At 45.1% G+C, this 25,255-nt stretch carries 18 protein-coding genes and 1 pseudogene; 16 read left to right on the forward strand and 3 right to left on the reverse strand.

Annotated elements, in window-relative coordinates:
- From NE638_RS08375 to NE638_RS08425, 11 genes and pseudogenes are all read left to right on the forward strand, one after another.
- A partial coding sequence (locus NE638_RS08375) for an ATP-binding cassette domain-containing protein (protein WP_173746021.1) occupies positions 1-455 on the forward strand: 455 nt, incomplete at its 5' end.
- A 590-nt stretch (positions 456-1,045) separates the two neighbouring features.
- Positions 1,046-1,393: pseudogene (locus NE638_RS08380) on the forward strand (TnpV protein).
- A 270-nt stretch (positions 1,394-1,663) separates the two neighbouring features.
- Positions 1,664-1,858: a hypothetical protein gene (locus tag NE638_RS08385; protein WP_005423220.1), complete on the forward strand. Its 195-nt coding sequence runs from the start codon at positions 1,664-1,666 to the stop codon at positions 1,856-1,858.
- Positions 1,859-1,963: 105 nt separating this feature from the next.
- Positions 1,964-3,181 carry a tyrosine-type recombinase/integrase gene (locus NE638_RS08390; protein ID WP_059086018.1) on the forward strand — a complete coding sequence of 406 codons (1,218 nt, stop codon included), beginning with the start codon at positions 1,964-1,966 and terminating at the stop codon, positions 3,179-3,181.
- A 244-nt stretch (positions 3,182-3,425) separates the two neighbouring features.
- The gene (clpB, locus tag NE638_RS08395; protein WP_173739304.1) at positions 3,426-6,008 is read left to right on the forward strand and encodes an ATP-dependent chaperone ClpB; all 2,583 of its coding nucleotides are present in this window, start codon (positions 3,426-3,428) and stop codon (positions 6,006-6,008) included.
- Between the two features lie 287 nt (positions 6,009-6,295).
- The gene (locus NE638_RS08400; RefSeq protein WP_044961487.1) at positions 6,296-6,469 is read left to right on the forward strand and encodes a DUF4250 domain-containing protein; all 174 of its coding nucleotides are present in this window, start codon (positions 6,296-6,298) and stop codon (positions 6,467-6,469) included.
- A gap of 303 nt (positions 6,470-6,772) precedes the next feature.
- On the forward strand, positions 6,773-7,291 hold the full coding sequence (locus NE638_RS08405) for a MarR family winged helix-turn-helix transcriptional regulator (RefSeq protein ID WP_021651325.1): 519 nt from the start codon (positions 6,773-6,775) through the stop codon (positions 7,289-7,291).
- Positions 7,284-9,446: an ABC transporter ATP-binding protein gene (locus tag NE638_RS08410; RefSeq protein WP_118608394.1), complete on the forward strand. Its 2,163-nt coding sequence runs from the start codon at positions 7,284-7,286 to the stop codon at positions 9,444-9,446. The genes NE638_RS08405 and NE638_RS08410 overlap by 8 nt, the downstream gene beginning before the upstream one ends.
- Entirely contained in the window at positions 9,443-11,281 is a 1,839-nt protein-coding gene (locus tag NE638_RS08415) for an ABC transporter ATP-binding protein (protein WP_138276435.1), read from the forward strand. The genes NE638_RS08410 and NE638_RS08415 overlap by 4 nt, the downstream gene beginning before the upstream one ends.
- Positions 11,282-11,463: 182 nt before the next feature.
- A complete protein-coding gene (locus tag NE638_RS08420) occupies positions 11,464-11,784 on the forward strand; it encodes a putative heavy metal-binding protein (protein WP_059086013.1) in 321 nt (106 codons plus the stop codon).
- Positions 11,785-11,789: 5 nt separating this feature from the next.
- The gene (locus NE638_RS08425; RefSeq protein WP_059086012.1) at positions 11,790-13,925 is read left to right on the forward strand and encodes a HelD family protein; all 2,136 of its coding nucleotides are present in this window, start codon (positions 11,790-11,792) and stop codon (positions 13,923-13,925) included.
- A gap of 114 nt (positions 13,926-14,039) precedes the next feature.
- On the opposite strand, the gene NE638_RS08430 is transcribed toward NE638_RS08425, so the two are convergent.
- Both NE638_RS08430 and NE638_RS08435 read right to left on the reverse strand, forming a co-directional pair.
- Positions 14,040-15,170, reverse strand: coding sequence for a pyridoxal-phosphate-dependent aminotransferase family protein (locus NE638_RS08430; protein ID WP_173746022.1), 1,131 nt, complete (start codon positions 15,168-15,170; stop codon positions 14,040-14,042).
- Between the two features lie 54 nt (positions 15,171-15,224).
- Complete coding sequence (locus NE638_RS08435) at positions 15,225-15,782, reverse strand: ECF transporter S component (RefSeq protein ID WP_059086010.1); 558 nt, start codon at positions 15,780-15,782, stop codon at positions 15,225-15,227.
- A gap of 444 nt (positions 15,783-16,226) precedes the next feature.
- Between NE638_RS08435 and NE638_RS08440 the strand changes: the two genes are divergently transcribed.
- The 4 genes from NE638_RS08440 to NE638_RS08455 all read left to right on the forward strand — a co-directional run bounded on the left by NE638_RS08440 (position 16,227) and on the right by NE638_RS08455 (position 21,175).
- Positions 16,227-17,357 (forward strand): hypothetical protein, encoded by a 1,131-nt coding sequence (locus NE638_RS08440; protein WP_059086908.1) that lies wholly within the window; start codon positions 16,227-16,229, stop codon positions 17,355-17,357.
- A 176-nt stretch (positions 17,358-17,533) separates the two neighbouring features.
- Complete coding sequence (locus NE638_RS08445) at positions 17,534-18,307, forward strand: class I SAM-dependent DNA methyltransferase (RefSeq protein ID WP_022426586.1); 774 nt, start codon at positions 17,534-17,536, stop codon at positions 18,305-18,307.
- A 17-nt stretch (positions 18,308-18,324) separates the two neighbouring features.
- Positions 18,325-19,206: an Hsp33 family molecular chaperone HslO gene (hslO, locus tag NE638_RS08450; protein WP_015527218.1), complete on the forward strand. Its 882-nt coding sequence runs from the start codon at positions 18,325-18,327 to the stop codon at positions 19,204-19,206.
- Positions 19,207-19,225: 19 nt separating this feature from the next.
- Positions 19,226-21,175: an NAD(+) synthase gene (locus NE638_RS08455; protein WP_173746023.1), complete on the forward strand. Its 1,950-nt coding sequence runs from the start codon at positions 19,226-19,228 to the stop codon at positions 21,173-21,175.
- Positions 21,176-21,249: 74 nt separating this feature from the next.
- Here NE638_RS08455 and NE638_RS08460 read toward each other — a convergent pair whose 3' ends face one another.
- Positions 21,250-21,687 carry an FMN-binding protein gene (locus tag NE638_RS08460; RefSeq protein ID WP_015527216.1) on the reverse strand — a complete coding sequence of 146 codons (438 nt, stop codon included), beginning with the start codon at positions 21,685-21,687 and terminating at the stop codon, positions 21,250-21,252.
- Positions 21,688-21,854: 167 nt separating this feature from the next.
- On the opposite strand from NE638_RS08460, the gene addB reads away from it, so the two are divergent.
- On the forward strand, positions 21,855-25,253 hold the full coding sequence (addB, locus tag NE638_RS08465) for a helicase-exonuclease AddAB subunit AddB (RefSeq protein ID WP_330603412.1): 3,399 nt from the start codon (positions 21,855-21,857) through the stop codon (positions 25,251-25,253).
- Positions 25,254-25,255: the final 2 nt, after the last annotated feature.

Below are 25,255 nucleotides of genomic sequence, written 5' to 3' on the forward strand. Positions count from 1 at the left end.
AATTCGGACGCCAGGATGCAAGTCATGAGGAAGTGGTGGAAGCGGCGAAGAAAGCATGTTGTCATGATTTCATCAGCAAACTTCCGAATGGATATGACACAGTGATCGGAGAAGGAGGAGCCACACTTTCCGGTGGTGAGAAGCAGCGTATTTCCATAGCCAGAGCGATCATGAAGGACGCACCAATCGTTATATTAGATGAGGCAACAGCCAATGTTGATCCGGAGAATGAAAAGGAGCTGATGGATGCAGTAGATGCACTTACAAAGGAAAAAACGATTATTATGATTGCCCACAGATTAAAAACAGTCAGACATGCAGACCAGATTGTGGTTGTTGAAAAAGGAAGAATTGCACAGCAGGGAACACATGAGCAATTAATGAAACAGGAAGGTATTTATAAGAGATTTGTGGATGCAAGGCAGCAGGCGGTAAGTTGGAAACTGGTGCACTGAGAAATAATCCACAGTTGGTGAATATCCAAATTGAATTGTCTGAAAGAGATTTAATTTAAGTTTCGCTAAGTTTCACTTATATAGGCAGAATGAGGGATATTCAATAAAGTAATATGAAAAAAGCACTGAAAACCGTTGGATTGATATACTCCCCATATGGTAGACAATGGAAATATCCAAAAATCTATCATATGAGGAGCATATTTTTATGTCTAGGAAACAGTATAGTAAGGAGTTGAAACTTGAGCTCGTAAAGAAACACCTTCCAACAAAAGAACATAAAGGGCTAAAGATGAAAATTAGTTTTTCATTTTACGGGCGAAATTCTTTGTAAAAAAATTAGCACTCACCTCTTGATAATGGAAGTCGATTTTTGTCCTGTCTTGTGTATCCCGGAAGTGCCTGTTTTACAGGATTTCCGGGGCATTAGTCATTTTGTCTGGTATTGTAAAGCAGTGTCAGATTTGTCGTAAATGTCGTAAATTTGTGGTCAAAAAATGATGAGAAATGGAGAGTGCTAATAAAATGAATGCAGGAAGCGAAGCAACTGCGTTCATGAGCAAGTAGCGAAAGCGGATTGCGAATGTCCTATTTATATAACGTATACAAATGTAAATGGATATCTGATCCCGAATCTCACCTATAAATCCGGTGAGCAGATGGAGCAACTTGGCAAGTATGGTTTTCTTCGCAGAGATTATCTGAAGAACCATCGAAATTCAACGTATCAGGTGATGCTTCTGCAGGATACGATTGGAAAGCATCTTCTGGAAGTGGACAAGGCAGCCAGAGAACGGGAAGAAATGATTCTGAAACAGTTGGAAGAAAAAGAACCACTGCCGGATAAAAAAGCAGATTAAATGGCATGGGTAAGAGCTGCTAATCAACACAAAGCGATTGCGGAAGAGATTATTCTCAAGGAATTGATTTATGTATAAATGTAAGTTCTAAAAGGATACGCAGTGCGTAGCGAATTGGAACTAATAGGCATTGTAAAGTAAATAAGTGCAGAGAAAGGCGTGAGTCATAGAAATATGGCTTGCGTCTTTTTCTTTGCCTGAAAGGAAGTGATAAGTTTGAACAGGAAGTTTTTGAAGCATTATATGGAAACCAATCCAGAAGGGACAGCACATGGTAAAGGAGAGTGATACTTTTACTGGTGTGCAGAAAATGACGATAATACAGGTCGGTAAAAGGAGGACTGACAGATGAACAAAACAAAAGAAAGACCAACTTCACAGCCGATAACGGTAAATATAGATAAATTATCTGCAATGTTATCTTGTGGTCATGCTACTGCAAGAAAGATTGGAGAACAGGCAGGAGCAAAAATTGTGATTGGACGTAGGGTTCTTTATTCGGTAGAAAAAGTCAAAAATTACCTCTCATATCTGGAAGAATAACCCCCTTTTTCGTTTATGTTTCTTGTGATATATGGTATAATATTTATAGACATAACCACGTCATGAGAACAAAAAAGGGGGCTATTACAGAAAGGAATGTTTCTCATGGCAAATAGCAGAAAAGACCATAAAGGAAGAAAATTAAGAGAGGGCGAAAGCTGGCGTAAAGATGGTAGATACAGTTACCGTTATACAGATATAAGAAGCGGAAAACGTCTGACAGTATATGCAAAGGATTTACCGGAATTAAGGGAAAAGGAAAAGCAGATTGCAAAAGACTTGGAAGATAACATTTTAACTGATGGAGCAATCAAAAAACTTACTCTTAATAAATTGTTTGAAAGATATATGTCCACTGGGGAGCTGAAAGAATCTACTAGAGCAAATTATCTGAAAACATGGGAGAATCGTGTCAAAGACGAAATTGGAAACATCAAGGTTGTTCAGATTTTACCATCACACATCAAATCGTTTTACTCAAAACTTTCTAAAGCGGGATACGCATATTCTACAATAAAATTTATTAACAATATGATTTATCCGGCACTGGAAATGGCTGTTGATGATGATATTATCCGCAAGAATCCGGCAAAGTTTTCTATCAGTGATTATGGTAGACAGGCAGAAGAACGTATTGCCTTAACAGTTTTACAACAGGAAAAAATGCTGGAATTTGTGAAAAATAATCAAGTATACAACACCTACTATCCAATGCTCAGAATCATGTTAGGAACTGGTGTAAGGTGCGGAGAACTGATTGGATTGACTTGGGAAGATGTAGATGTCAGAACAAAAGCGGTAAGTATTGACCATCAGTTGATTTATAAAGATTTAGGAGATGGCTATAAATTCCATATTTCCACGCCAAAGACGGATTCTGGAATCCGAAATATCCCTATGACATCAGATGTACAAAGAGCATTTGAAGAACAAAAGAAATTAAACTTTATGCTTCAAAAAGGAAAAGATGTTGAGATAGACGGTTATAAAGGATTCATTTTCATGGCAAAGTCCGGCAGACCGCTCATGCCTAGTGCAATAAACAATATCTTATATAATATTGTAGACGCATATAACAAAAAAGAAGTTCAAATTGCAAAGACTGAACATAGAAATGCTGAATTGTTACCAACGGTATCCGCTCACATTATGCGATATACGGCTTGTACCAGAATGGCAGAAAAGAGGATAGACATAAAAGTTCTTCAATATATTATGGGACACGCCCACATAGATGTAACAATGGACGTATATAACCATGTAAGTGAGATGTCCAGAATTGAGAGTGAAATCACAAGGCTGGAAAGCGTAGCAATTAGTTGACACCAAAAATAAAAAAATTGGTGTCAAAATGGTGTCAAATCAAGAAAAAGTGATGATTATAAGGAAGAAAAAGTGTTGCAAACCTCGTAAAATCAAGGTTTGCAAAAAAAATCTCAAAATATTAGCACTCACCTCTTGACAGTGCTAATAAATGGTGTTATAGTTCTCCTAGAACAAGAAAAAAGCACAGCATTTCCGGTATGCGAATATTGGAAATGCTTTTCATAGAATAGGAGGAAAGCCTATGAATATCAGTAAATTTACACAGAAATCCGTACAGGCTGTCCAGGATCTTGAAAAGATTGCTTATGAATATGGCAATCAGGAGATCGAAGAGGAACACCTTCTGTATGCCTTGCTGACACAGGAGGACAGCCTGATCCTCAAGCTGATCGAGAAGATGGAAATCCAGAAGGAATATTTTATTGACACAGTAAAGAAAGCATTGGATGCCAAAGTTAAGGTTTCCGGTGGACAGCTTCACTTTGGTCAGTATCTGAACAAGGCACTGGTCAGTGCAGAGGACGAAGCGAAGGCTATGGGAGATGAGTATGTATCGGTTGAGCATCTGTTTCTTTCCATGCTGAAGAATCCAAGCCCGAGCATGAAGAAGCTATTCAATGAATTCGGAATCACCAGAGAGCGTTTTCTTCAGGCATTATCTACAGTCAGGGGAAACCAGAGAGTTGTCAGTGACAACCCGGAGGCAACCTATGATACTTTGAATAAATACGGTGAGGATCTTGTGGAGAAGGCGAAGAACCAGAAACTTGATCCGGTGATCGGACGTGATATGGAGATCCGGAATATTATTCGTATCCTTTCCCGTAAGACCAAGAACAACCCGGTTCTCATCGGTGAGCCTGGCGTTGGTAAAACAGCAGCCATCGAGGGACTGGCACAGCGTATTGTGGCAGGAGATGTACCGGAAGGTCTTAAGAATAAGAAGATTTTTGCCCTGGATATGGGTGCGCTGGTTGCAGGTGCCAAGTATCGTGGTGAGTTTGAGGAACGTCTGAAAGCGGTACTTGAGGAAGTGAAGAAGAGCGAAGGACAGATCATTCTGTTTATCGATGAGCTTCATCTGATCGTGGGTGCAGGTAAGACAGACGGCGCCATGGATGCAGGAAACATGCTGAAGCCTATGCTTGCCAGAGGTGAGTTGCACTGTATCGGTGCAACAACTCTGGATGAGTACCGACAGTACATTGAGAAGGATGCTGCACTTGCCCGTCGTTTCCAGCCGGTTATGGTAAATGAGCCGACAGTGGAAGATACCATTTCCATTCTCCGTGGCCTGAAGGAACGATATGAGGTATTCCACGGTGTTAAGATCACAGACAGTGCATTGGTTGCAGCTGCCACACTTTCACACAGATACATTACAGACCGTTTTCTCCCGGATAAGGCCATCGACCTTGTTGATGAAGCCTGTGCGCTGATCAAGACGGAGCTGGATTCCATGCCGACAGAGCTGGATGAGCAGAGACGTAAGATCATGCAGCTGGAGATTGAAGAGTCTGCCCTGAAAAAAGAAACTGACAACTTAAGTAAAGAGCGTCTGGCTGATCTGCAGAAAGAACTTGCAGAGCTGAGAGATACTTTTAATACCCAGAAAGCTCAGTGGGATAATGAGAAGCATTCCGTAGAGAAGCTTCAGAAATTACGTGAGCAGATCGAGGATATCAATAAACAGATCCAGAAAGCAAAACAGAATTACGATCTGGAGAAAGCAGCAGAGCTGCAGTATGGCGAGCTGCCGAAGCTTCAGCAGCAGCTGGAGATTGAGGAGAAGCAGGTTAAGGAGAGTGACAGAAGCCTGGTACATGAGGCTGTCACAGATGATGAGATTGCACGTATCATTTCCAGATGGACCGGTATTCCGGTAACCAAGCTGACAGAAGGTGAGAGAACCAAGCTGCTGGGCCTTGAGGATGAGCTGCACAAACGTGTAGTAGGACAGGATGAGGGTGTTCGTCTTGTAACAGATGCGATCCTTCGTTCCAAAGCCGGAATCAAGGATCCCACAAAGCCAATCGGTTCATTCCTGTTCCTCGGACCAACCGGTGTTGGTAAAACAGAGCTTGCCAAGACTCTGGCTGCCACACTGTTTGACGATGAGCAGAATATGGTCCGTATCGATATGAGTGAGTACATGGAGAAATATTCCGTGTCCCGTCTGATCGGAGCGCCTCCAGGATATGTCGGATATGAGGAAGGCGGACAGCTGACAGAGGCCGTTCGAAGAAAACCGTACAGTGTTGTTCTTTTTGATGAGATCGAGAAGGCTCACCCGGATGTATTCAATGTACTTCTGCAGGTACTGGACGATGGACGTATCACGGATTCACAGGGACGTACGGTTGATTTTAAGAATACGATCCTGATCATGACTTCCAACATTGGTTCTCCGTACCTTCTTGACGGTATCGACGAGAAGGGAGATATCAAACCGGACGCACAGGAACAGGTTATGAATGATCTTCGTGGTCACTTCCGTCCGGAGTTCCTGAACCGTCTGGATGAGATTATCATGTTCAAGCCGCTGACCAAGGATAATGTAGGTAAGATCGTAGATCTTATGGTCAAAGAGCTCAGCGACCGTCTGGCTGACCAAGAGCTTTCTCTGGAGCTTACAGATGCTGCCAAACAGATGGTAGTGGATAACGGTTATGATCCGGTTTACGGTGCACGTCCTCTGAAGCGTTATCTCCAGAATTATGTGGAGACACTGACAGCCAAGAAGATCCTTTCCGGTGATGTACATGCCGGAGATACCATTGTGCTGGATGTGAAGGACGGAGCGTTTACCGTCAGCACGAAGTAAAAAATAACTCCATAAAGTTATGATAGATTGACAAGGAAAAGAACTGTCGGTTTTGATAGAAATCCATTTCAGGATGAAAATCGGAACCAGGCAGTTCTTTTTTGGGGACAAGGAATGGAATATTTTTATCAGATACTGAAGAAATAAAAAATCCTGAAAAATTTTTTACTGGCTCTTGACAAAAAATAAAATTGGTAAGATAGTAAATCTGATATTTCAGATCAGACAGCTATCCAGCAGCATCTGGGATATTGGATAAATATCAGATAAAAGGATGGAAACAGATTATGATACCAAAGGACCCGGTAATGCTTTTAAGTTACGTAAATACACAGCTGCGGGATTTTTACAGATCCCTGGATGCCTTCTGTGAGGACAGAGGACTTAACCGGAAAGAACTGGAGGATAAGCTTGACATGATCGATTATGCTTATGATCCGGCTGTGAATCAGTTTGTATAAGAAAATCAGGAACAGAAAGAAGTACCCGTTTCGAATAAAAAAACGAAGCGGGTATTTTTTTTGCGAAAAAAATAGGAAAAACAGCAGAAAATAAATTAGCTTGACAAATTAATTAATAGATTTCAGGTGGAAATTAAAGAAGCTGTAAATCTTAAAAAAGTGTAAAATTCACAAAAACCAGTTGCATTTTTTGTGCAGATGTATATTATATATAGTTAGCCGACTAATTAAAAAAGAAGATCACTGCTTCGTATATCATTAACAAAGAGCAGGTGTCTGATCGGATGAGAGAGGAGTGACAGCGTGTTTTGTAAGGAGGAAGATGAGAAAGAAAGGCAGAGCAGCTTTTTATCTCTGTTTATGAAGGTAGACCGTTATTTTATGACGAAATGCTTTGGTCAGATGCAGGAGCTTGGGATTTATCCGGGACAGATACCGGTTCTGGGGCTTGTGTCCGGAAGGGATGGCCTGAGTCAGCGGGAAATTGCAAAGATCCTGCATATCAAGCCGCCTACGGTAAATGTATCGATACAGAGACTGGAGAAAGCAGGCTTTCTTTATAAGAAACCGGATGAAAAGGACCAGCGTGTGACCAGGATCTACATGACAGAAAAGGGAAAGGAAATCAAGGCAAAAGCACTGGAACGGATCCATAAAAATGAGGCTGTGATGATGGAAGGCTTCAGTGAGGCGGAACAGTGCCTGCTTCGGAGATTTCTGGAGCAGATCCTTGTAAATATCGAAAAGATCCAGCCGGAGGAAGCCATAGAAAAGCTTCATCCGGATGAAATGACAGAAAGGAAGGAACAGAAACGTGATTAAACTGATGAAATATCTGAAACGATCTGCAGGTTACATCGTACTCATCATTGCGCTTCTTTTTCTTCAGGCATACTGTGATCTGTCTCTGCCGAATTACACATCAAATATCATTAATGTGGGAATTCAGCAGAACGGTATTGAAGACAGTGTTCCTGAGAAGATCAGAAAGACGTCTATGGACAGTCTGAAGCTGTTTATGGAAGAGGATGATGCGAAAACTGTGGATGGATTTTATGAGGAAGAGGGAGATGATCTGGTATTAAAGGATAAAATCTCCAAAGAAGACAGAGAAGAACTCAACGATATCTTCGGCAAACCGATGGTGATCGTTTCTACTCTGATGTCCGACAGTGAAGAATCAAAGGCAGCTCTTGCAAAAATGGGAATCCCGGAAGGGACGGATCCACTGGCGGCTCTTTCTCAGATGCCGGCAGAGGCTTTGGCTGCTATGAAGGACCAGGTCGGAGAAAAGATCGACAAGATGCAGGAATCCATCATCACACAGGCAGGTGTTTCCTATGTTCGTGCAGAATATGAAGCCATGGGTGAAGATGTGGATGCCATACAGATGGATTACATGAAAGCAACAGGTATCCGCATGGTGCTGATGGCACTGGTCACCATGATGGCTGCAGTATGTGTGGTATTTCTTTCATCCAGAGTTGCTGCATCTATGGGACATGATCTCCGTGGACTGGTTTATAACAAAGTCATAGGTTTTTCCAGCAGAGAGTACCATAAGTTTTCAACAGCATCCCTGATCACACGATGCACGAACGATATCCAGCAGATCCAGCAGGTAATGGCTATGATGTTCCGTATCGTGCTTTACGCGCCAATCCTTGGAATCGGTGGTGTGATCCGCGTGCTTCAGAGAGATTCCTCCATGACATGGATCCTTGGGGTGGCCATTGTACTGATCATGGCATTTATGGCAATGCTGTTCAGGATTGCAATGCCGAAATTTACAGCTTTGCAGACCATGGTAGATAAGCTGAACCTGGTAACAAGAGAAATCCTTACCGGTATTCCGGTTATCCGTGCATTCAGCCGTGAAAAACATGAGGAGGAGCGTTTTGAGGATGCAAATATCACTCTGATGAAGACAAACCTCTTTGTAAACCGTTGTATGACATTTATGATGCCGGTGATGATGCTGATCATGAACGCAGTTTCCGTACTGACCATCTACAGCGGTTCTTATGCGGTAGACAGCGGAAGCATGCAGGTTGGTGATGTTATGGCATTTATCCAGTATGCAATGCAGATCATCATGTCATTTTTGATGATCACAGCAATGTCTATCATGCTGCCGAGAGCAAATGTATCTGCACGCCGTATCAACGAGGTGCTTGAGACAGAAGTCAGTGTCCAGGATCCGGAGGATCCGGTACAGCCTTCCCAGGATGTGAAGGGGACTGTAGAATTTGATCATGTAAGCTTCGCATATCCGGAGGCAGGAGAGAATGTTATCACAGATATTTCCTTCAAGGCAGAAAAAGGTGAGACAGTAGCGATCATCGGAAGTACAGGAAGCGGTAAGAGTACACTGATCAATCTGATCCCGCGTTTCTATGATGCAACAGAAGGATCTGTGAAAGTGGATGGCGTGGATGTCCGGAAAATGACACAGAAGGATGTCCGTGATAGGATCGGTTACGTTCCGCAGAAGGGTATACTTTTCTCAGGAACCATTGATTCCAATATCCGTTACGGAAAGACAGAGATTTCGGAGGATGCAGTGAAAAAAGCAGCAGGGGTTGCACAGGCTACGGAGTTTATCGACACCAAGCCGGAGCGATATAAGACTCCGATCGCACAGGGAGGAAGCAATGTTTCCGGTGGACAGAAGCAGAGGCTTTCCATTGCCAGAGCTATCGCAAAAGATCCGGAGATCTTTATCTTTGATGACAGCTTTTCCGCACTGGATTTCAAAACAGACAGCACACTTCGAAAAGCGCTGAAAGAACATACAAAAGAAGCAACAACCATTATCGTGGCACAGCGTATCAGTACGATCTTAAATGCAGATAAGATCCTTGTACTGGACGATGGACATATGGCAGGGATCGGAAGCCATAAGGAGCTGATGAAGTCCTGCGAGGTATATCGCCAGATTGCCATGAGTCAGTTATCAGAGGAGGAATTGGCATGAGTCAGCAGAGAAGAAGAGGCCCGATGGGCGGACACGGAATGCAGCCAACAGAGAAGGCCAAGGACTTCAAAGGCTCCATGAAAAAGCTCTTTGGCTATATGGGCAGATATAAATTCCGTTTTATCCTGATGTTTATCTTTGCAGTGGCAGGTACAGCGTTTAATATTGCAGGCCCGAAGATCCTTGGAAAAGCTACCACAGAGCTGTTCAATGGTCTGGTTGCCAAGGTAAACGGTACAGGCGGTATTGATTTCAGTAAGATCGGAATGATCCTTCTGTGGACTTTGGGACTGTATGTGGCAAGTGCATGCTTTTCCCTGATCCAGGGATTTGTCATGACGGGGATCTCCAATGATGTTACATACAATCTCCGAAAGGATATTTCAAAGAAGATCAACCGTCTGCCAATGAATTATTTCGAGAGCAGAACAAACGGTGAGATCCTTTCCAGGGTAACAAATGATGTGGATACCCTGCAGATGAGCATCAACCAGAGCATGACACAGCTGATCACATCCGTAACAACACTGATCGGTGTATTTATCATGATGCTTTCCATCAACGTGTGGATGACACTGGCAGCAGTGCTGATCCTGCCGGTTTCCATGCTTATCATTAATAAAGTAATGAAACACTCCCAGAAATATTTCCAGGCACAGCAGGAGTACCTGGGAAAAGTAAATGGTCAGGTTGAGGAAAATTTCGGCGGCCATGATGTGGTAAGAGTATTCAACAAAGAGCAGGATGCGCTGAAGGAATTTGAGCATGACAACCAGAAGCTTTATGAGTCTGCATGGAAGTCACAGTTCTTTTCCGGGATGATGATGCCGATCATGCAGTTTGTGGGAAATCTGGGATATGTGATGGTGGCACTTCTCGGAGGGCTTTTTGCCATCAAAGGAACTATCGAGGTTGGAGATATCCAGTCCTTCTTCCAGTATATTCGTAACTTTACACAGCCGATCCAGCAGATCGCCCAGGTTACAAACCTTCTGCAGTCTTCGGCGGCAGCTTCTGAGCGGGTATTTGAGTTTCTTGAGGAGCCGGAGGAGGAGCTTCAGCCGGAGAACCCGGATTCCATTGAGGGACTGGAAGGAAATGTACAGTTTGAGCATGTGAGATTCGGTTATAATCCGGATAAGATCATTGTAAATGATTTTTCCGCAGATGTGCATGACGGTCAGAAGATCGCCATTGTAGGACCTACAGGTGCAGGAAAAACGACGATCGTAAAGCTGCTGATGCGTTTTTATGATGTAAATGGCGGAAGCATCAAGGTTGACGGACATGATATCCGGAACTTCAACCGCAGCAATCTCCGTGAGATGTTCGGAATGGTGCTGCAGGACACCTGGCTGTTTTCCGGAACCATTATGGAAAATATCCGCTATGGAAGACTGGACGCAACGGATGAAGAGGTGATCGCAGCAGCAAAAGCGGCCCATATCCATAACTTTATCATGCAGCAGCCCGGCGGCTATCAGATGGTCCTGGATGAGGAGACCAGTAATGTTTCTCAGGGGCAGAAGCAGTTGCTTACCATTGCAAGAGCGATCTTGGCAGACAATAAGATCCTGATCCTGGATGAGGCCACATCTTCCGTTGATACAAGAACAGAAATGCAGATCCAGAAGGCTATGGATAACCTGATGAAGGGCAGAACCAGCTTTGTTATCGCCCACAGACTTTCTACCATTAAGGATGCAGATCTGATTCTTGTCATGAAGGACGGAGATATCATTGAGCAGGGAAATCATGAAGAGCTCCTGGCACGGAAGGGCTTCTATGCGGATCTGTATAACAGTCAGTTCGAGAAAAAAGAGGCTCAGGCGTGAGACTGAGATCAATCGTTATTATTTAAAAGGTGCGAAGCGGATTTCGAATGTCCGCTTCGCTTTTTTACTCTATACATCTGTTCCGCTTTCGGGTATAATTCTGTAATAAACACTCCGGAGCATGTTTTCGGAAATAATCCTGGAGTGTCCATGAAAAATGACAGAAACGGGAGGATTTTACCATGATCATAACGACAACACCATCGGTAGAGGGAAGAGCAATCCGTGAATATAAAGGAATCGTATTTGGAGAGGTGATCTCAGGAGTAAATTTTATGAAAGATCTTGGCGCGGGTCTTCGGAATTTCTTTGGCGGCAGAAGTGCCTGTTATGAGGAAGAACTTCAGAAGGCCAGGGAAGAGGCACTGAAAGAACTGGAACAGCGGGCAGGAGCAATGGGCGCCAATGCAGTGATTGGCGTGGACATTGATTATGAGGTACTTGGCGCAGATAATGGCATGCTGATGGTTACAGCAAGCGGAACAGCGGTAGTGGTGGATTAAGGCGTATGGCAGCAGTAAAAAACGGACGGGAATATCTTGCACATGTAACAGGAACTCTGCGGCACCGGATCACACAGCTGGATGATTCCATAGAGGCTGGTCAGAAAGAAATCGAAGGAATGCACGAGTATTACTGGGAAAACTACACAGAGATGGACCAGTATGGCTACGAAAATTTCGATAACCAGCAGGCACTTCTCCATGAGATCAATGCCAGCAATGAAAAGATCGAGCTGCGCCGCAGATTCCGTAAGATGATGGATTCACCATTTTTTGGCAGAGTGGATTTCTGCTATGAAGGTGATGATGAGCCGGAGATCTTTTATATAGGTATCGCAAACCTTGCGGAGGAAAACGGTGGTCTGCCTCTGATCTATGACTGGAGGGCACCGGTGTCCGGATTGTTCTATGATTTTGACAAAGGACCGGCCTCCTATCAGGCCCCGCTGGGTGAGATCCATGGAGATATTGCGGCAAAGTGGCAGTATAAGATCCGTGGCGGAAAAATGATCTACGAGTTCGAGAGCGATGTGAAAATTGATGATGAGATCCTGAAGGCAGAGCTTGGAAGCAACGGAGATGTACAGCTGAAAAACATTATCCGAACCATTCAGAAGGAGCAGAATGCCATTATCCGAAACACCTCGGACAGGATCATGGTGATCCAGGGGGCTGCAGGAAGCGGAAAGACTTCCATTGCCCTGCACAGGATCGCATATCTCCTTTATCATGACAGAAAGAATCTGAAATCCTCTTCTGTGCTGGTACTTTCGCCCAACGGAGTATTTTCGGATTATATTTCCCATATCCTGCCGGAGCTTGGTGAGGAGAACATCCGGGAGATGAGCTTTGATCTTTTTGCCTATAAGAGACTGAAAAATACAGTGTCTGACTGCGAGGATCGTTATGATCTGATCGAGCGGCAGATTTCAGGCTTATGTGATGAGGAGCTTCTGAAGGAAAAACAGTCCCGGGATTTTCTGGACCGTATGGAAGGGTATCTGGCAGAACTGGAAGACAGTCTTATGAATTTCCGGGATATAGAACATCGTGGCGTAGTAAAAAAAGAACAGGAAATTATTGAACTGTTTTATTTTAAATTCATGGATATCCCGCTGCTTTCCAGAATGGATGCAGTGGCAGAGTATTTCATTGATGAGGTGGAAACGCTGAAGGGCTTTGACCTTCCGGAGGAAGAAAGGGATGCTGTGAAGAGTCGTTTTTACCGGATGTATGAGACAAGAGATCTTTATGTGTTATACAATCGTTTCCTGAGGCAGGAGGGATTTCCGGCGCTTCCACAGGTACAGTACGAAAAAAGAAAGCTTCGTTATGAGGATGTGTATCCGGTTCTGTATCTGAAATACCGTCTGGAGACCCAGCAGGAAGACAGCGGTGTCCGCCATCTGATCGTGGATGAGATGCAGGATTATTCCATGATCCAGTATCTCATCATCCAGAGGCTTTTTAAATGCAAAATGACGATCCTGGGAGATCGGGAGCAGACCATGGATGGGGACCAGCAGGATGTGCTTACATTCCTTCCGAAGATCTTTGGCAAGGATATCAGAAGGATCGTGATGAATAAGAGTTACCGTAATACCATTGAGATTGCTTCCTATGCGAATAAGCTTGCGGGGATCACAGAGGTGGAGCTTTTTGAACGCCATGGAAAACCGGTGGAAGAGAAAGAATTTACGGGGCTTACCGAGGCACTGGAGCGTGTGGTAAAGGAACTGAGACTGGAGAAGCAGACAGTGGCGGAAGCCGACGAAGACATGCCGGAAAATGCGGCTTCGGAGACAGATGGGACTGAGACCGGGGAGGAGCTTTCTTACGAGACAGCAGCGGTGATCACCAGAACTGCAGATGAAGCGAGAGAGGCATATTATATTCTTCAGAAAAAACTGGAAGCAGAGGGCTTTGACACAAAGGAAAGGCTGTCACTGCTTCACAGGGACAGCACAAATTTCAAAAAAGGTCTTACTGTTACCACGTTTTATATGGCAAAGGGACTGGAATTTGATCAGGTATTTTCTGTATTTCCGGGGACTGACAGAAGTCCGATCGTGCAGAGAGCCAGATATATTGCGGCAACCAGGGCGCTGCATGAATTGTATATGTATGAAATAACAGAATAAATAACATTACAAAACGCTGTAAATGGAAATGTGAGCTGTCTCTTCATCTTACCGGCTATACCAGCAAAATGGAGAAACAGCAGTGATAAATTTCCTTTTACAGCGTTTTTTTGTTTATTTCATATTTTCGCAGAAGATTTCTTCCATGGATCCGGTAAGAGGAACGCCAAGCTTCTGCAGGGTTCCGTCCAGAGCATGGAAAACTTCACGTACATTGTAGAAAGCTGCATTATTTCCCATGTGACCGATGCGGATAACCTTTCCGGCAAGGACATCGAAGGAGCCTGCCAGCATGATGTTATAGTCTTTTCTGACTCCATCCAGGATCGCAGCAGCAGTGGTGCCTTCCGGGACTTCAAAAACAGTTACCGTGTTGGAATAGCCGCTGTGGAGATACAGCTTAAGTCCGGCTCCTGTAATGGCCTTTCGGGAGGCTGCGGCGATTTTGGCGTGGCGTGTAAGGATCCCGGGATCATCGGCAATGTTGTCAATAGCAGCCCGCAGACCATAGATATCGCTGATCGGCATGGTATATGGAAACCATTTTTCTTCATAATAATGTGCAAAGGTTGTGAGATTTGCGTAGAAAGAAGCAATGGGTGTCTTTCTTTCAGTCATTGCCTTCTTTGCATCGCTGCTGACTACAACAAAGGTAAGTCCCGGAGGTGCAGATACCACCTTCTGTGATCCGCCGCATATGATATCAATCTGGCATGCATCAATGTTCAGGGGCTCGCCGAAGGAAGCGGAGACAGAATCTACAACGGTAAGGATCCCGTATTTTTTAAGAAGCGGGCAGATGGCAGATACATCGTTGAGCATGCCACTTGGAGTATCGCCGTGTACTACGGTTGCATATTTGTAGTCATGGTTATCCGCAAGGAAGGCTTCCAGTTCCTTTACATCGAGAGTGTTCTGATAATCTCTGGTATAAAGCTCCGGTCTGCCTCCGTATATGGAAACAAAATCGGCAAAGCCTTTTCCGTAGATACCATTGTCCAGAACAAGAACTTTATCTCCGGGCTCAGTCATGGAAGCAATGGCAGCCTCCAGTCCAAGGATACCCTCACCGCTTAAGATGAGAGTTTCGTTGGAGGTATGGAGAAGAGTGCTGATCTTCTCGCAGGTTTCTTTATAAAATTCGACAAAATCTTCGTCCAGATCCGGATTTGTGCATTCCATGCTTCTTGCCAGACGGACATTTTCTGCGACCTGTGTAGGTCCCGGTGTCATGATCTTATACATAAGCTCACCTCTTGATCTTTATATTATTTCCGCAAATTACGGCAGCTGTTACAGCTATTTTTTTAATCCGGTTTTTCTTGCTGCAAGGTTTAATGGTGTGATCACTACGAGAACGATGACAGCTGCAACACCGATCTGGACCAGGTTTCCCGGGATGGAAGATACCGGTGCCAGTGGATTTCCATAGATGATAACCTCTGCAATGTAGTATCCTGCAACCTTGATCACGCAGGCTGCGGCAATGGCGATCACATACCATTTCATGTTCTGGTGCCGGGGATCCTCTGTGAGCTTACCTACTGTGAAGCCCATGATCCCTACAATAATAAGAGTAAATGGTGCCCACAGGGTCCATCCGGAGAGAAGGTCAAAGAGACCCATTCCGATCCCACCGGCAATGGCTCCGGTTTTCTTTCCAAATAAAATGGCACCGATGAATAACGGCACATTTCCAAGGTGGATCAGTCCGCCGTTGGCAGCGATCGGAAGCTTAACATTAATAAATGCGGTGAAGATATAAGTCAGTGCAACAAATGCGGCTGTAATGGTGAGAAACTGAACAGATGAAAGCTCCTGGTCAGTTCTCTGAGATGTCTGAACTGCTTTTTCCATAGTGATAGATCCTTTCCTGAAAACATCGATGTATGGATGTCCTCTTTTCATATATTTTTGGTTGGGTATACTTTACAACACGAGTGTGCATGAATAAAGACACAATTATAGAAAAAAAAGAAGGGACAGATTCAAGGGGGATATTTGTCATTAAAACAGGAGGCTTACTTGGTGGGGGAATAAACAGAGCTTTCGTAATGAAGGCGTAAAACGGGAAATACAGGATCAGCAGAAGAAGAGAATAAGATAGATATATCCGGGAAGATTATAATGTTAGAAAAATCCTGTACGGAGCAGGATATCTGCTTACAGGATATTCATAAAGTACAGGGAGAAATCAATTGACAAAGCTGTAATAAAATCGTAAACTATAGCAAAGAGTGTGTTCAGGAGTGAATGTTCCGGACACACTTTGTGACTGATGATGATTATGAGGAGGATACTATGAAGAATAAAAAATTTATTGCACTTTTAGCTATGACTGTTGCTCTTTCTGGTGTCATGACGGCATGTAGTTTCGGAGGAGGAAAAGAGGACAGCGTGGTTGTGGAGTCTACTCCTACTCCGACACCGGCGAAAAAAGCGAAGGTTACACCGACTGTTGCAGCAGACGCACAGAATACAACCTATACATCCAAGGATAAATCCGTAGCGATCAAGCTTCCAGATGCAACCTGGGCCAACAAGTCCGATGAGACAGATATGGTAAGCTTCGAGTCTCCGGACCAGGGCAGGATCCTGATCCTTCACGGCTCCGGTGCAGATCTGGAATCTGCAGTGATCCCGAACTCCCAGGATATGGCAGTTTCCATGACACAGGCAGAGAACATGGTAAATGGAACCGATTTTGAGATCCAGGATTACAAGGCAGATCAGAAAGACGGAATCAACATTTATTCCTATACTGTGAAATATAAGGATACGACCAAGAGTGACGGTTATGTATATGCTATCAATAAATACTTTGTAAATGACAGTGAGTATTACAGCCTTGTGGCATCTGTTAAAAAAGAGGATGCTCTGAAAAAGGTTCAGGAGTCTGTCGACAGCTTTGCAATCCTTGGTGATTCCACTCTGAAGAGTGCGGCAAATGGTTCCGCAGCTAAGACTGCCGGTAAAGGTAATGCAGCAGCTTCCTCTGACGGAAGTGCATCTGCAGATGGTAATGCAGCAGCTTCTTCTGACGGAGCAGCAGATGGAACTACAGCTGCCGACGGAAGCACATCTACAGACGGAAGTGCAGCATCTGACGGAACATCTACAGACGGAAGCAGTACATCTGATGGTTCTTCCAATGGAACTGCATCCACTGACAGCAGCTCCTCCGGTGCTATCGTAAATGGCGGATTTACAGATGAGCAGCTTGGCAACACAGATGAGACAAGAACTATTTACAGAAATTCCGATGGTAAACCACGTGTTATCGTTCCGGACGGAAACGGTGCATGGATGGATAACGAAGGAAACCGTTTCACCTTCTCTTCTCAGTATGACTGTGATGTATATGAAGAGGATGGAACAAGCTTCTACTGGCACGGTGAGGCTGCAGACGTATACTATATGCCTGTACAGTAAAGCCTGGAGTAGCAGGAGATTCGGTTAGATAAGAATTCCGGGATCACAGCTTTTGTGGCTGCGGTCCCGGATTTTTTGTGTCATATTATGTCAGAGGCGTATACTTATACAGGAAGACATGGTATAATGTGAACGCTGCGGGCGATGGAACGCCCGGAAAATATTTGGAGGTTTTTATGGAAGCATACAGTGATTTCGCCAGAGTTTATGACATTTTCATGGACAATGTGGAATATGAAAAATGGGCGGAATATCTTATAGGAAGTCTTAAAGAATACGGAATTGAAGACGGGATCGTGCTGGAACTTGGCTGTGGGACCGGAGTGATGACAGAGCTTCTGGCTGAGTCCGGTTATGATATGATCGGTGTGGATAACTCTGAGGAAATGCTTGGCGAAGCCATGGAAAAACGTGCAGAATCCGGTCATGAGATCCTTTATCTGGAACAGGATATGCGGGAGTTTGAACTTTATGGAACAGTACGTGCTGTCGTCAGCGTCTGTGACTGTATGAATTACATCACAGAGGAGGATGATCTGCTTACTGTATTTAAACTGGTGAACAATTATCTTGATCCGGATGGAATTTTCATATTTGATATGAACACCCCGTATAAATACCGGGAAATGCTTGGAAATACGACTATTGCAGAGAATCGGGAAGAGGGAAGCTTTATCTGGGAAAATGAATTTGATGAGGAGACCGGGATCAATGTGTATGATCTGACTCTGTTTCTTCCGAGAGAAGATGGTCTTTATGAGAGAGACGAGGAAATTCATTACCAGAAGGCCTATGATCCGGAGAAAGTAAGGGAACTTCTTGAAAAGGCAGGCCTGATCCCGCTGGCGGTTTATGACGCATACACCAAGGATGCACCGAAGCCGGACAGCGGAAGACTGACTTTTGTGGCCAGAGAACATGGAAAGGAAATTCCGTCAGACGAGAAATAAAGGAGGAAATTTTTTATATGAGTGATTATATTGTAAGAGCAACAGCGGCAAACAGCCAGATCCGTGCATTTGCGGCTGTTACAACCGATATGGTGGAGACAGCGAGAAAGAATCATAACACCAGTCCGGTGGCAACAGCGGCACTGGGACGTCTCCTTACCGGCGGTGCCATGATGGGAGCTATGATGAAAGGAGAAAAGGATCTCCTTACACTTCGGATCCATGCAGGCGGACCACTGCAGGGAATCACAGTAACTGCAGATTCTCACGGAAATGTAAAGGGCTATGTGGGGAATCCGGATGTATGTATCCCGGCAAACAGCAAAGGCAAGCTGGATGTTGCGGGAGCTGTCGGCGTAGGCTTTATGGATGTGATCAAGGATATGGGACTGAAAGAGCCATATGTGGGACAGGTTGCTCTTCAGACCAGCGAGATCGCAGAAGATCTCACCTATTATTTTGCAACCAGCGAGCAGGTTCCGTCTGCAGTAGGACTGGGTGTGCTGATGAATAAGGATAATACAGTCCGTCAGGCGGGAGGCTTTATTGTACAGCTGATGCCTTTTGCAGAGGAAGAGGTGATCGCAAAGCTTGAGGAAAACGTATCAAAGATCGATTCTGTTACCAATCTTCTGGAGCAGGGACACACACCGGAAAGTCTTCTTGAAAAAGTACTGGAAGGCTTTGACATAGAGATCAATGATACACTGCCCACACAGTTCCATTGCAACTGCTGCAGAGAGCGTGTGGAAAAAGCGCTGATCAGCATCGGAAGAAAAGAACTTAACGAGATGATCCAGGAAGGCAAGGACATTGAGATGAACTGCCATTTCTGCAATAAGAATTATAATTTTACCGTGGAAGATCTTAAGAGGATCATAAGAGAGTGCAAGCGATAAAACTCGGGAGGAAGAAAAAATGAAGCATGGTTTTATCAAGGTGGCAGCGGCAACGCCGAGAGTTACCGTTGCAGACTGCAAGGCAAACGGAGAGGAAATCCTGAAGGCCATTCATGAAATGGAAAAGGAACATGTCAAGCTGATGGTATTTCCGGAATTTTGTATCACAGGATATACTTGTCACGATCTTTTTCTCCAGAGATGTCTTCTGGACAGTGCGTGGGATGAGCTTCTGCATATTGCAGAGGAGACAAGGGAGACGGACGCCCTGATCTTTGTGGGACTCCCGCTGCGTCACAGAGGCAAGCTCTATAATGTGGCAGCAGCTTTGAATCATGGCCGTATCGTGGGATTTGTGCCGAAGACTCATATTCCGAATTATAATGAGTTTTATGAGCAGAGACAGTTTGCAGGTGCAGAGGAAGAAGATGTGGAATTTGTGGACTTCCTGAAGTGCGAGAAAAATGAGGAGGATGAGTTCTGGGATGAAATTCCTTTTGGAACAGAGCTGATCTTTGAATGTAAGGAATTTCCGGAATTCACTGTTGCAGCAGAGCTTTGTGAGGATCTCTGGGTCCCTGCGCCGCCAAGTATCCGTCATGCCGTCAACGGTGCGCATATCATCGTTAATCTTTCTGCCAGTGATGAGATGGTAGGTAAGGATTCCTACCGGAGAACTCTGATAAGCGGGCAGTCAGCACGACTGATCTGCGGATATATTTATGCCAGTGCAGGGGAAGGGGAGTCTACCCAGGATCTTGTGTTTGGCGGACAGAATATGATCGCAGAGAACGGTTCCATGCTTGCGGAAAGCAGACGCTTTGAGAACGGCATCATTTACAGTGAGATCGATGTGCAGAGACTGGCTGATGAGAGAAGAAGAATGTCCACGTATCCGGCAGTTTCTACATGCAGTCATACAAGAGTTGATTTTTCTGTAGCAGAGGAGGAAACAAGACTTACCAGAAAATATCCACAGTATCCCTTCGTTCCGTCTGTGAAGGAAGAGCGTGATGAGCGCTGCGAGGAGATCCTGAACATCCAGGCTATGGGACTTAAGAAACGTATGGAGCATATCCACAGCAGGAGTGCGGTGGTAGGACTTTCCGGAGGACTGGATTCTACCCTGGCGCTTCTTGTAATGGCACGTGCCTTTGACCGGATGGGAATGCCGAGAGAACAGATCCACTGTGTGACCATGCCATGCTTTGGAACCACAGACAGAACCTATCAGAATGCCTGCAAGTTAAGCCGCTGCCTTGGTGCAAGGCTTACCGAGGTAAATATTAAAGAGGCGGTAAATATCCATTTCCGGGATATCGGACATGATCCGGAGATCCACGATGTGACGTATGAGAACAGCCAGGCACGTGAGCGTACGCAGATCCTGATGGATACGGCAAACAAGGAAGGCGGTGTTCTTGTGGGAACCGGAGACCTTTCCGAGCTGGCTCTTGGCTGGGCAACCTATAATGGCGATCACATGTCCATGTATGGTGTGAATGCTTCTGTCCCGAAGACACTGGTACGTCATCTGGTACGTTATTATGCGGATACCTGCGGAGATGAGGAACTGAAGGAGGTTCTTCTGGATATCCTGGATACTCCGGTAAGCCCGGAGCTTCTTCCTCCTAAGGATGGCAAGATCGCCCAGAAGACGGAGGATCTGGTAGGACCTTATGAGCTTCATGATTTTTATCTGTATTACATGCTGCGTGCAGGATTTACACCGGATAAGATCTACAGGCTTGCCTGCCTGACCTTTGATGGGATTTATGATAAAGAGACGATCCTGAAATGGCTGAAAACCTTCTATCGGAGATTTTTTGCCCAGCAGTTCAAGCGTTCCTGTCTGCCGGATGGCCCGAAGGTAGGTAGTGTGGCACTTTCTCCAAGAGGAGATCTCAGAATGCCAAGTGATGCAAGTGCAAGGATCTGGCAGGATGTGCTGGAGAAGCTTGAAATCTGAATGTAGATCACAAAGAGGAATGTGAATGCTGTTACAGGATCAAATATATCTGATATGAGAAAAAAGCGGAGAGCTTAAGTGTTCTCCGCTTTTTTTACTGCATCCGTGATAGCTGAAAGGAGTACCTGGGAGGTATATTTCCGGTCTCCTGCATACTGAATGTCTTCCAGGGACTGACTGGAATAGATCTGACTTGCCAAAGAATCCAGAACCGGTTCCATAAGAGGATAGGAAGCTTTTGTGGTTTCATTTAAATTCACCAGACGGATGGCCTTGATCCTGTCAGCATTTACAGTAACTTCCACATCGAAGGTATTCTCGTTCAGGGTGATGGAAGAGGTATAGACGCCCGGCTTGTAGCGGGATTTTTCGCTGGCTGTATGACTGGCATTTTTTCCGGGACCGAACATGAAGAAAAGAACGACAGCCAGAACAACAGCCAGAGCCAGAAAGACAGCTGTGTAAATGATCTCTTTCATATGTAGGACGATGATCCTGGTTTTGGAACTCATGGCGCACGCCTCCCAAAGCTTTTTATATAGTTTATTATCGGGAGGGAGGATTTATGCCACAGCTGTGCGCAGGTCATTCGATACTGTGTCTGGAAAAATAAGGAAAAGAGCAGGCTGATATTTCAGAATATAAAGAACGACCGTTCTATAGGAGTAGAATTTGTGGTATGATAGGAATACTTCAGGCGCAGGATGGCGCCGGAATGACTGAAAATCTGCAAGTGATCGGGAGGATGAAGATGTCATTACAGTTTATCATAGGAAGTTCCGGAAGCGGAAAATCCTGTTATGCTTATCAGAATATCATAGAACAGGCAGGGCTGCATCCTGAGAAGCTTTTTTATGTGATCGTGCCGGAGCAGTTTACCATGCAGACCCAGAAGACACTGGTGGAGATGAGTCCGGGCAGGGGAATCCTGAATATTGATATCCTGAGCTTTGAGCGTCTTGCATACCGTGTTCTGGAGGAAGTTGGAGGAGACAGCCGCATCCTTCTGGAAGAAACCGGTAAGAGTATGGTGCTGCAGAAGATGGTACAGCAGCATGGAAAGGAGCTTTCCTATCTGGGAGGTCAGATGCGTAAAGCGGGATACCTGGATGAAGTGAAGTCTATCCTGTCGGAGTTTATGCAGTACGATATCCGGGATAGTGAGATTCAGGAGATGATCGAGGATTCCGGTGACAGAGCGTTACTTCAGATGAAGCTGAAAGACGTAGCTGTTCTTTACCAGGCATTTACCGGATATCTGAAGAATCATTATATGACAGGAGAAGAAGTAATGGATGCGCTGGAAAAAGCTCTTCCGTTTTCTAAAAAAATGAAAAACAGTGTACTCCTTCTGGATGGTTACACCGGTTTTACGCCTATTCAGATGCGTGTTGTGGGAGAACTTCTTGCTGTCTGTGAGAAGGTGATGGTAACGGTGACCATGGATGCGGATGAGAATCTGAGCATGAGAGGAAAACCTTATCAGCTTTTTTATATGAGCCGTCAGATGATCCACGGGCTTTCGGAGCTGACCAGGGAGATCGAGACACCGGTTCTTTTGAAGGATGTGGGAAAATCCCGCTTTTCCCAGGCACCTGCCCTTCATTTCCTTGAAAAAAATATCTTCCGTTACCGAAAAAATATATATAAAAAAGCGCAGGATGAGATCTGCATGTTTTCGGCAGTGAACCCGCAGAAGGAAATGGAAGAAGCTGCCCGCCGGATCGCCAGACTTGTAAGGGAAAAGGGCTGCCGTTACGGTGAGATCGCCGTGATCACAGGTAACCTGGAGGAGTATGGAAATCTTGCAAAGCAGGTATTTACAGCAGCAGGGATCCCGTATTTCATTGATGAGAAGCATACGGTCCTGATGAATCCGTTTGTAGAATATTTCCGGGCAGCACTTGAGATGGCAGTGCAGGATTTTTCCTATGAGAGTGTATTCCGGTATCTCCGGTGCGGAATGTCCTGTGTGACCAGGGAGGAAGCAGACCTTCTGGAGAATTATGTGCTGGCTCTTGGTATCCGTGGATTTAAGAAATGGGATGAAGTGTGGGTGCGTATTTACCGGGGAATGCCGCCGGAAAGCATTCAGAGGCTTAATGAGATCCGGCAGCGGTTCGCAGATGAGACCAGAGAGCTTGCGCTAAGCTTTAAAGGTGGGAAAAAGACGGTGCGGGAATACTGTACTTTTCTCTACGAGTTTGCAGTGCGGAGCCAGGTGCAGCAGAAACTGAAGCATCAGGAACTGAAATTCAAGGAACAGGGCGACAAGGCCATGGAAAAGGAATATGCCCAGATCTACGGAATTGTTATGGAACTTCTGGATAATATGGTGGAGATCCTTGGAGAGGAAACCGTGAACCGCCAGGATTTCCGTCAGCTTCTGGAAACAGGACTGAACCAGGCCAAGGTGGCTCTGATCCCGCCAAGTATGGACCAGGTACTTGTGGGAGATATGGAGAGAACCAGGCTGAAGGATATCCGTGCACTGTTTTTTGTGGGAGTAAATGAAGGGAATATTCCGAAGAATACATCCGGTGGAGGAATGCTTACGGAGATTGACAGAGAATTTTTTAAAGATCAGGGGATCCAGCTTGCACCGGGGCCAAAGGAACTGATGAACATGCAGCGATTTTATCTGTATCTGAACATGACCAAGCCAAGAGAACTGCTCTGTCTGTCCTTCTGTCAGTCCGACAGCCAGGGAAAAGCCCTGAGTCCGGCCTTTCTTGTCAGTAATATCCGGGAGATGTTTCCGGAAATGAAGATCCGGCAGTGCGGAGATATGCAGGAACCTATGGAATTACTGGAGCTTCCGGGAATCAGCCTGGATTATTTTCTGAGAGGGCTTGCAGGAGAAGCTTACCAGGATAATGCGGTCTTCCAGGAACTGTACAGCTGGTATCTTCAGAGCCCGGAATACCGGATCCTTGTAAAAAAGCTTACAGAGGCATCTTTTTCAGAACGACCGTCAGACAAGATCGGAAAAACAGTGGCAAAGATCCTCTATGGAGAAATTTCCCCGTACAGTGCTACCCGGCTGGAGCGTTTTGCGGCTTGTGCATTTGCACATTTTCTGCAGTATGGCCTGAAGGTTACAGAACGTGCAGAGTATGAGTTCCGGGCTATGGATATGGGAAATGTCATGCATATGGCACTGGAAAAATTTGCGGCGGAAGTCCGAAAAGAGGGACTGGACTGGGCAGAGCTTACGGAGGAAGAGCGAAACCGTATCATAGACAGCTGTCTGGATCAGGTTTCCGCAGATTACGGAAATACGATCCTTAAAAGCAGTGCGAGAAATGAATATATGATCGAACGGACCAGACGTATTTTGCGGCGTACCGTGTGGGCTTTGCAGGAACAGCTGAAGCATGGAGCATTCCGGCCGGAAGGATTTGAGGTGAGGTTTCAGGGCGGAAGGATCGACCGTGTGGATATCATGGAAGAGCCGGAGAACAACCGGGTCTATGTGAAGGTGATCGATTATAAAACCGGAAATACTTCGTTTGATCTGCTGGCGTTGTATCATGGCCTTCAGCTTCAGCTGATGGTCTATCTGGATGGAGCATTACAGGTGGAAAAACGGAAGTATCCGGATCGCGAGATCGTTCCGGCCGGTGTGTTTTATTATAATGTGAAGGATCCTATGATACAGGAGAAGATCCATGCGGATATGGAAAGCATCAATGAGCAGATGCTGAAGAAAATGAAAATGAACGGGCTTGTACAGGCAGATGATAATATGAGTACCAAAATCGACAGCACTATGGCCTCCATACCGGTATCCCTGAACCGGGACGGAAGCTTCAGCAAAAGATCTTCTGTTGCCTCAAGGAAGCAGTTTGATGCTCTGGGAGCGTATGTGCGGAGAAAGATCTGTGACATCCGGGAATCGATCCTGGATGGAAATGCGGCAGTGGAACCCTATGAACTTGGAAAAAAGAATGCCTGCACATATTGTCCGTATCTTACTGTGTGCGGCTTCGACAGGAAGATACCGGGATATGAGTTTCACAGGCTGTCGTCCATAGAAGAAGATGCACTGTGGAAAAAGATCATGAAGGGAGAGTAAGA

It is taken from the genome of Blautia sp. MSK.18.38, assembly GCF_024460535.1.
GTDB classification, from domain to species: domain Bacteria; phylum Bacillota; class Clostridia; order Lachnospirales; family Lachnospiraceae; genus Blautia_A; species Blautia_A fusiformis.

Coding starts and splice junctions, on each gene's coding strand:
- NE638_RS08425 (WP_059086012.1), top strand. CDS start 11,790: ATGGCAGCAGTAAAAAACGGACGGGAATATCTTGCACATGTAACAGGA.
- NE638_RS08455 (WP_173746023.1), top strand. CDS start 19,226: ATGAAGCATGGTTTTATCAAGGTGGCAGCGGCAACGCCGAGAGTTACC.
- NE638_RS08435 (WP_059086010.1), bottom strand. CDS start 15,782: ATGGAAAAAGCAGTTCAGACATCTCAGAGAACTGACCAGGAGCTTTCA.
- NE638_RS08400 (WP_044961487.1), top strand. CDS start 6,296: ATGATACCAAAGGACCCGGTAATGCTTTTAAGTTACGTAAATACACAG.
- NE638_RS08440 (WP_059086908.1), top strand. CDS start 16,227: ATGAAGAATAAAAAATTTATTGCACTTTTAGCTATGACTGTTGCTCTT.
- NE638_RS08385 (WP_005423220.1), top strand. CDS start 1,664: ATGAACAAAACAAAAGAAAGACCAACTTCACAGCCGATAACGGTAAAT.
- clpB (WP_173739304.1), top strand. CDS start 3,426: ATGAATATCAGTAAATTTACACAGAAATCCGTACAGGCTGTCCAGGAT.
- NE638_RS08390 (WP_059086018.1), top strand. CDS start 1,964: ATGGCAAATAGCAGAAAAGACCATAAAGGAAGAAAATTAAGAGAGGGC.
- NE638_RS08415 (WP_138276435.1), top strand. CDS start 9,443: ATGAGTCAGCAGAGAAGAAGAGGCCCGATGGGCGGACACGGAATGCAG.
- NE638_RS08445 (WP_022426586.1), top strand. CDS start 17,534: ATGGAAGCATACAGTGATTTCGCCAGAGTTTATGACATTTTCATGGAC.
- NE638_RS08430 (WP_173746022.1), bottom strand. CDS start 15,170: ATGTATAAGATCATGACACCGGGACCTACACAGGTCGCAGAAAATGTC.
- hslO (WP_015527218.1), top strand. CDS start 18,325: ATGAGTGATTATATTGTAAGAGCAACAGCGGCAAACAGCCAGATCCGT.
- NE638_RS08460 (WP_015527216.1), bottom strand. CDS start 21,687: ATGAGTTCCAAAACCAGGATCATCGTCCTACATATGAAAGAGATCATT.
- NE638_RS08420 (WP_059086013.1), top strand. CDS start 11,464: ATGATCATAACGACAACACCATCGGTAGAGGGAAGAGCAATCCGTGAA.
- addB (WP_330603412.1), top strand. CDS start 21,855: ATGATAGGAATACTTCAGGCGCAGGATGGCGCCGGAATGACTGAAAAT.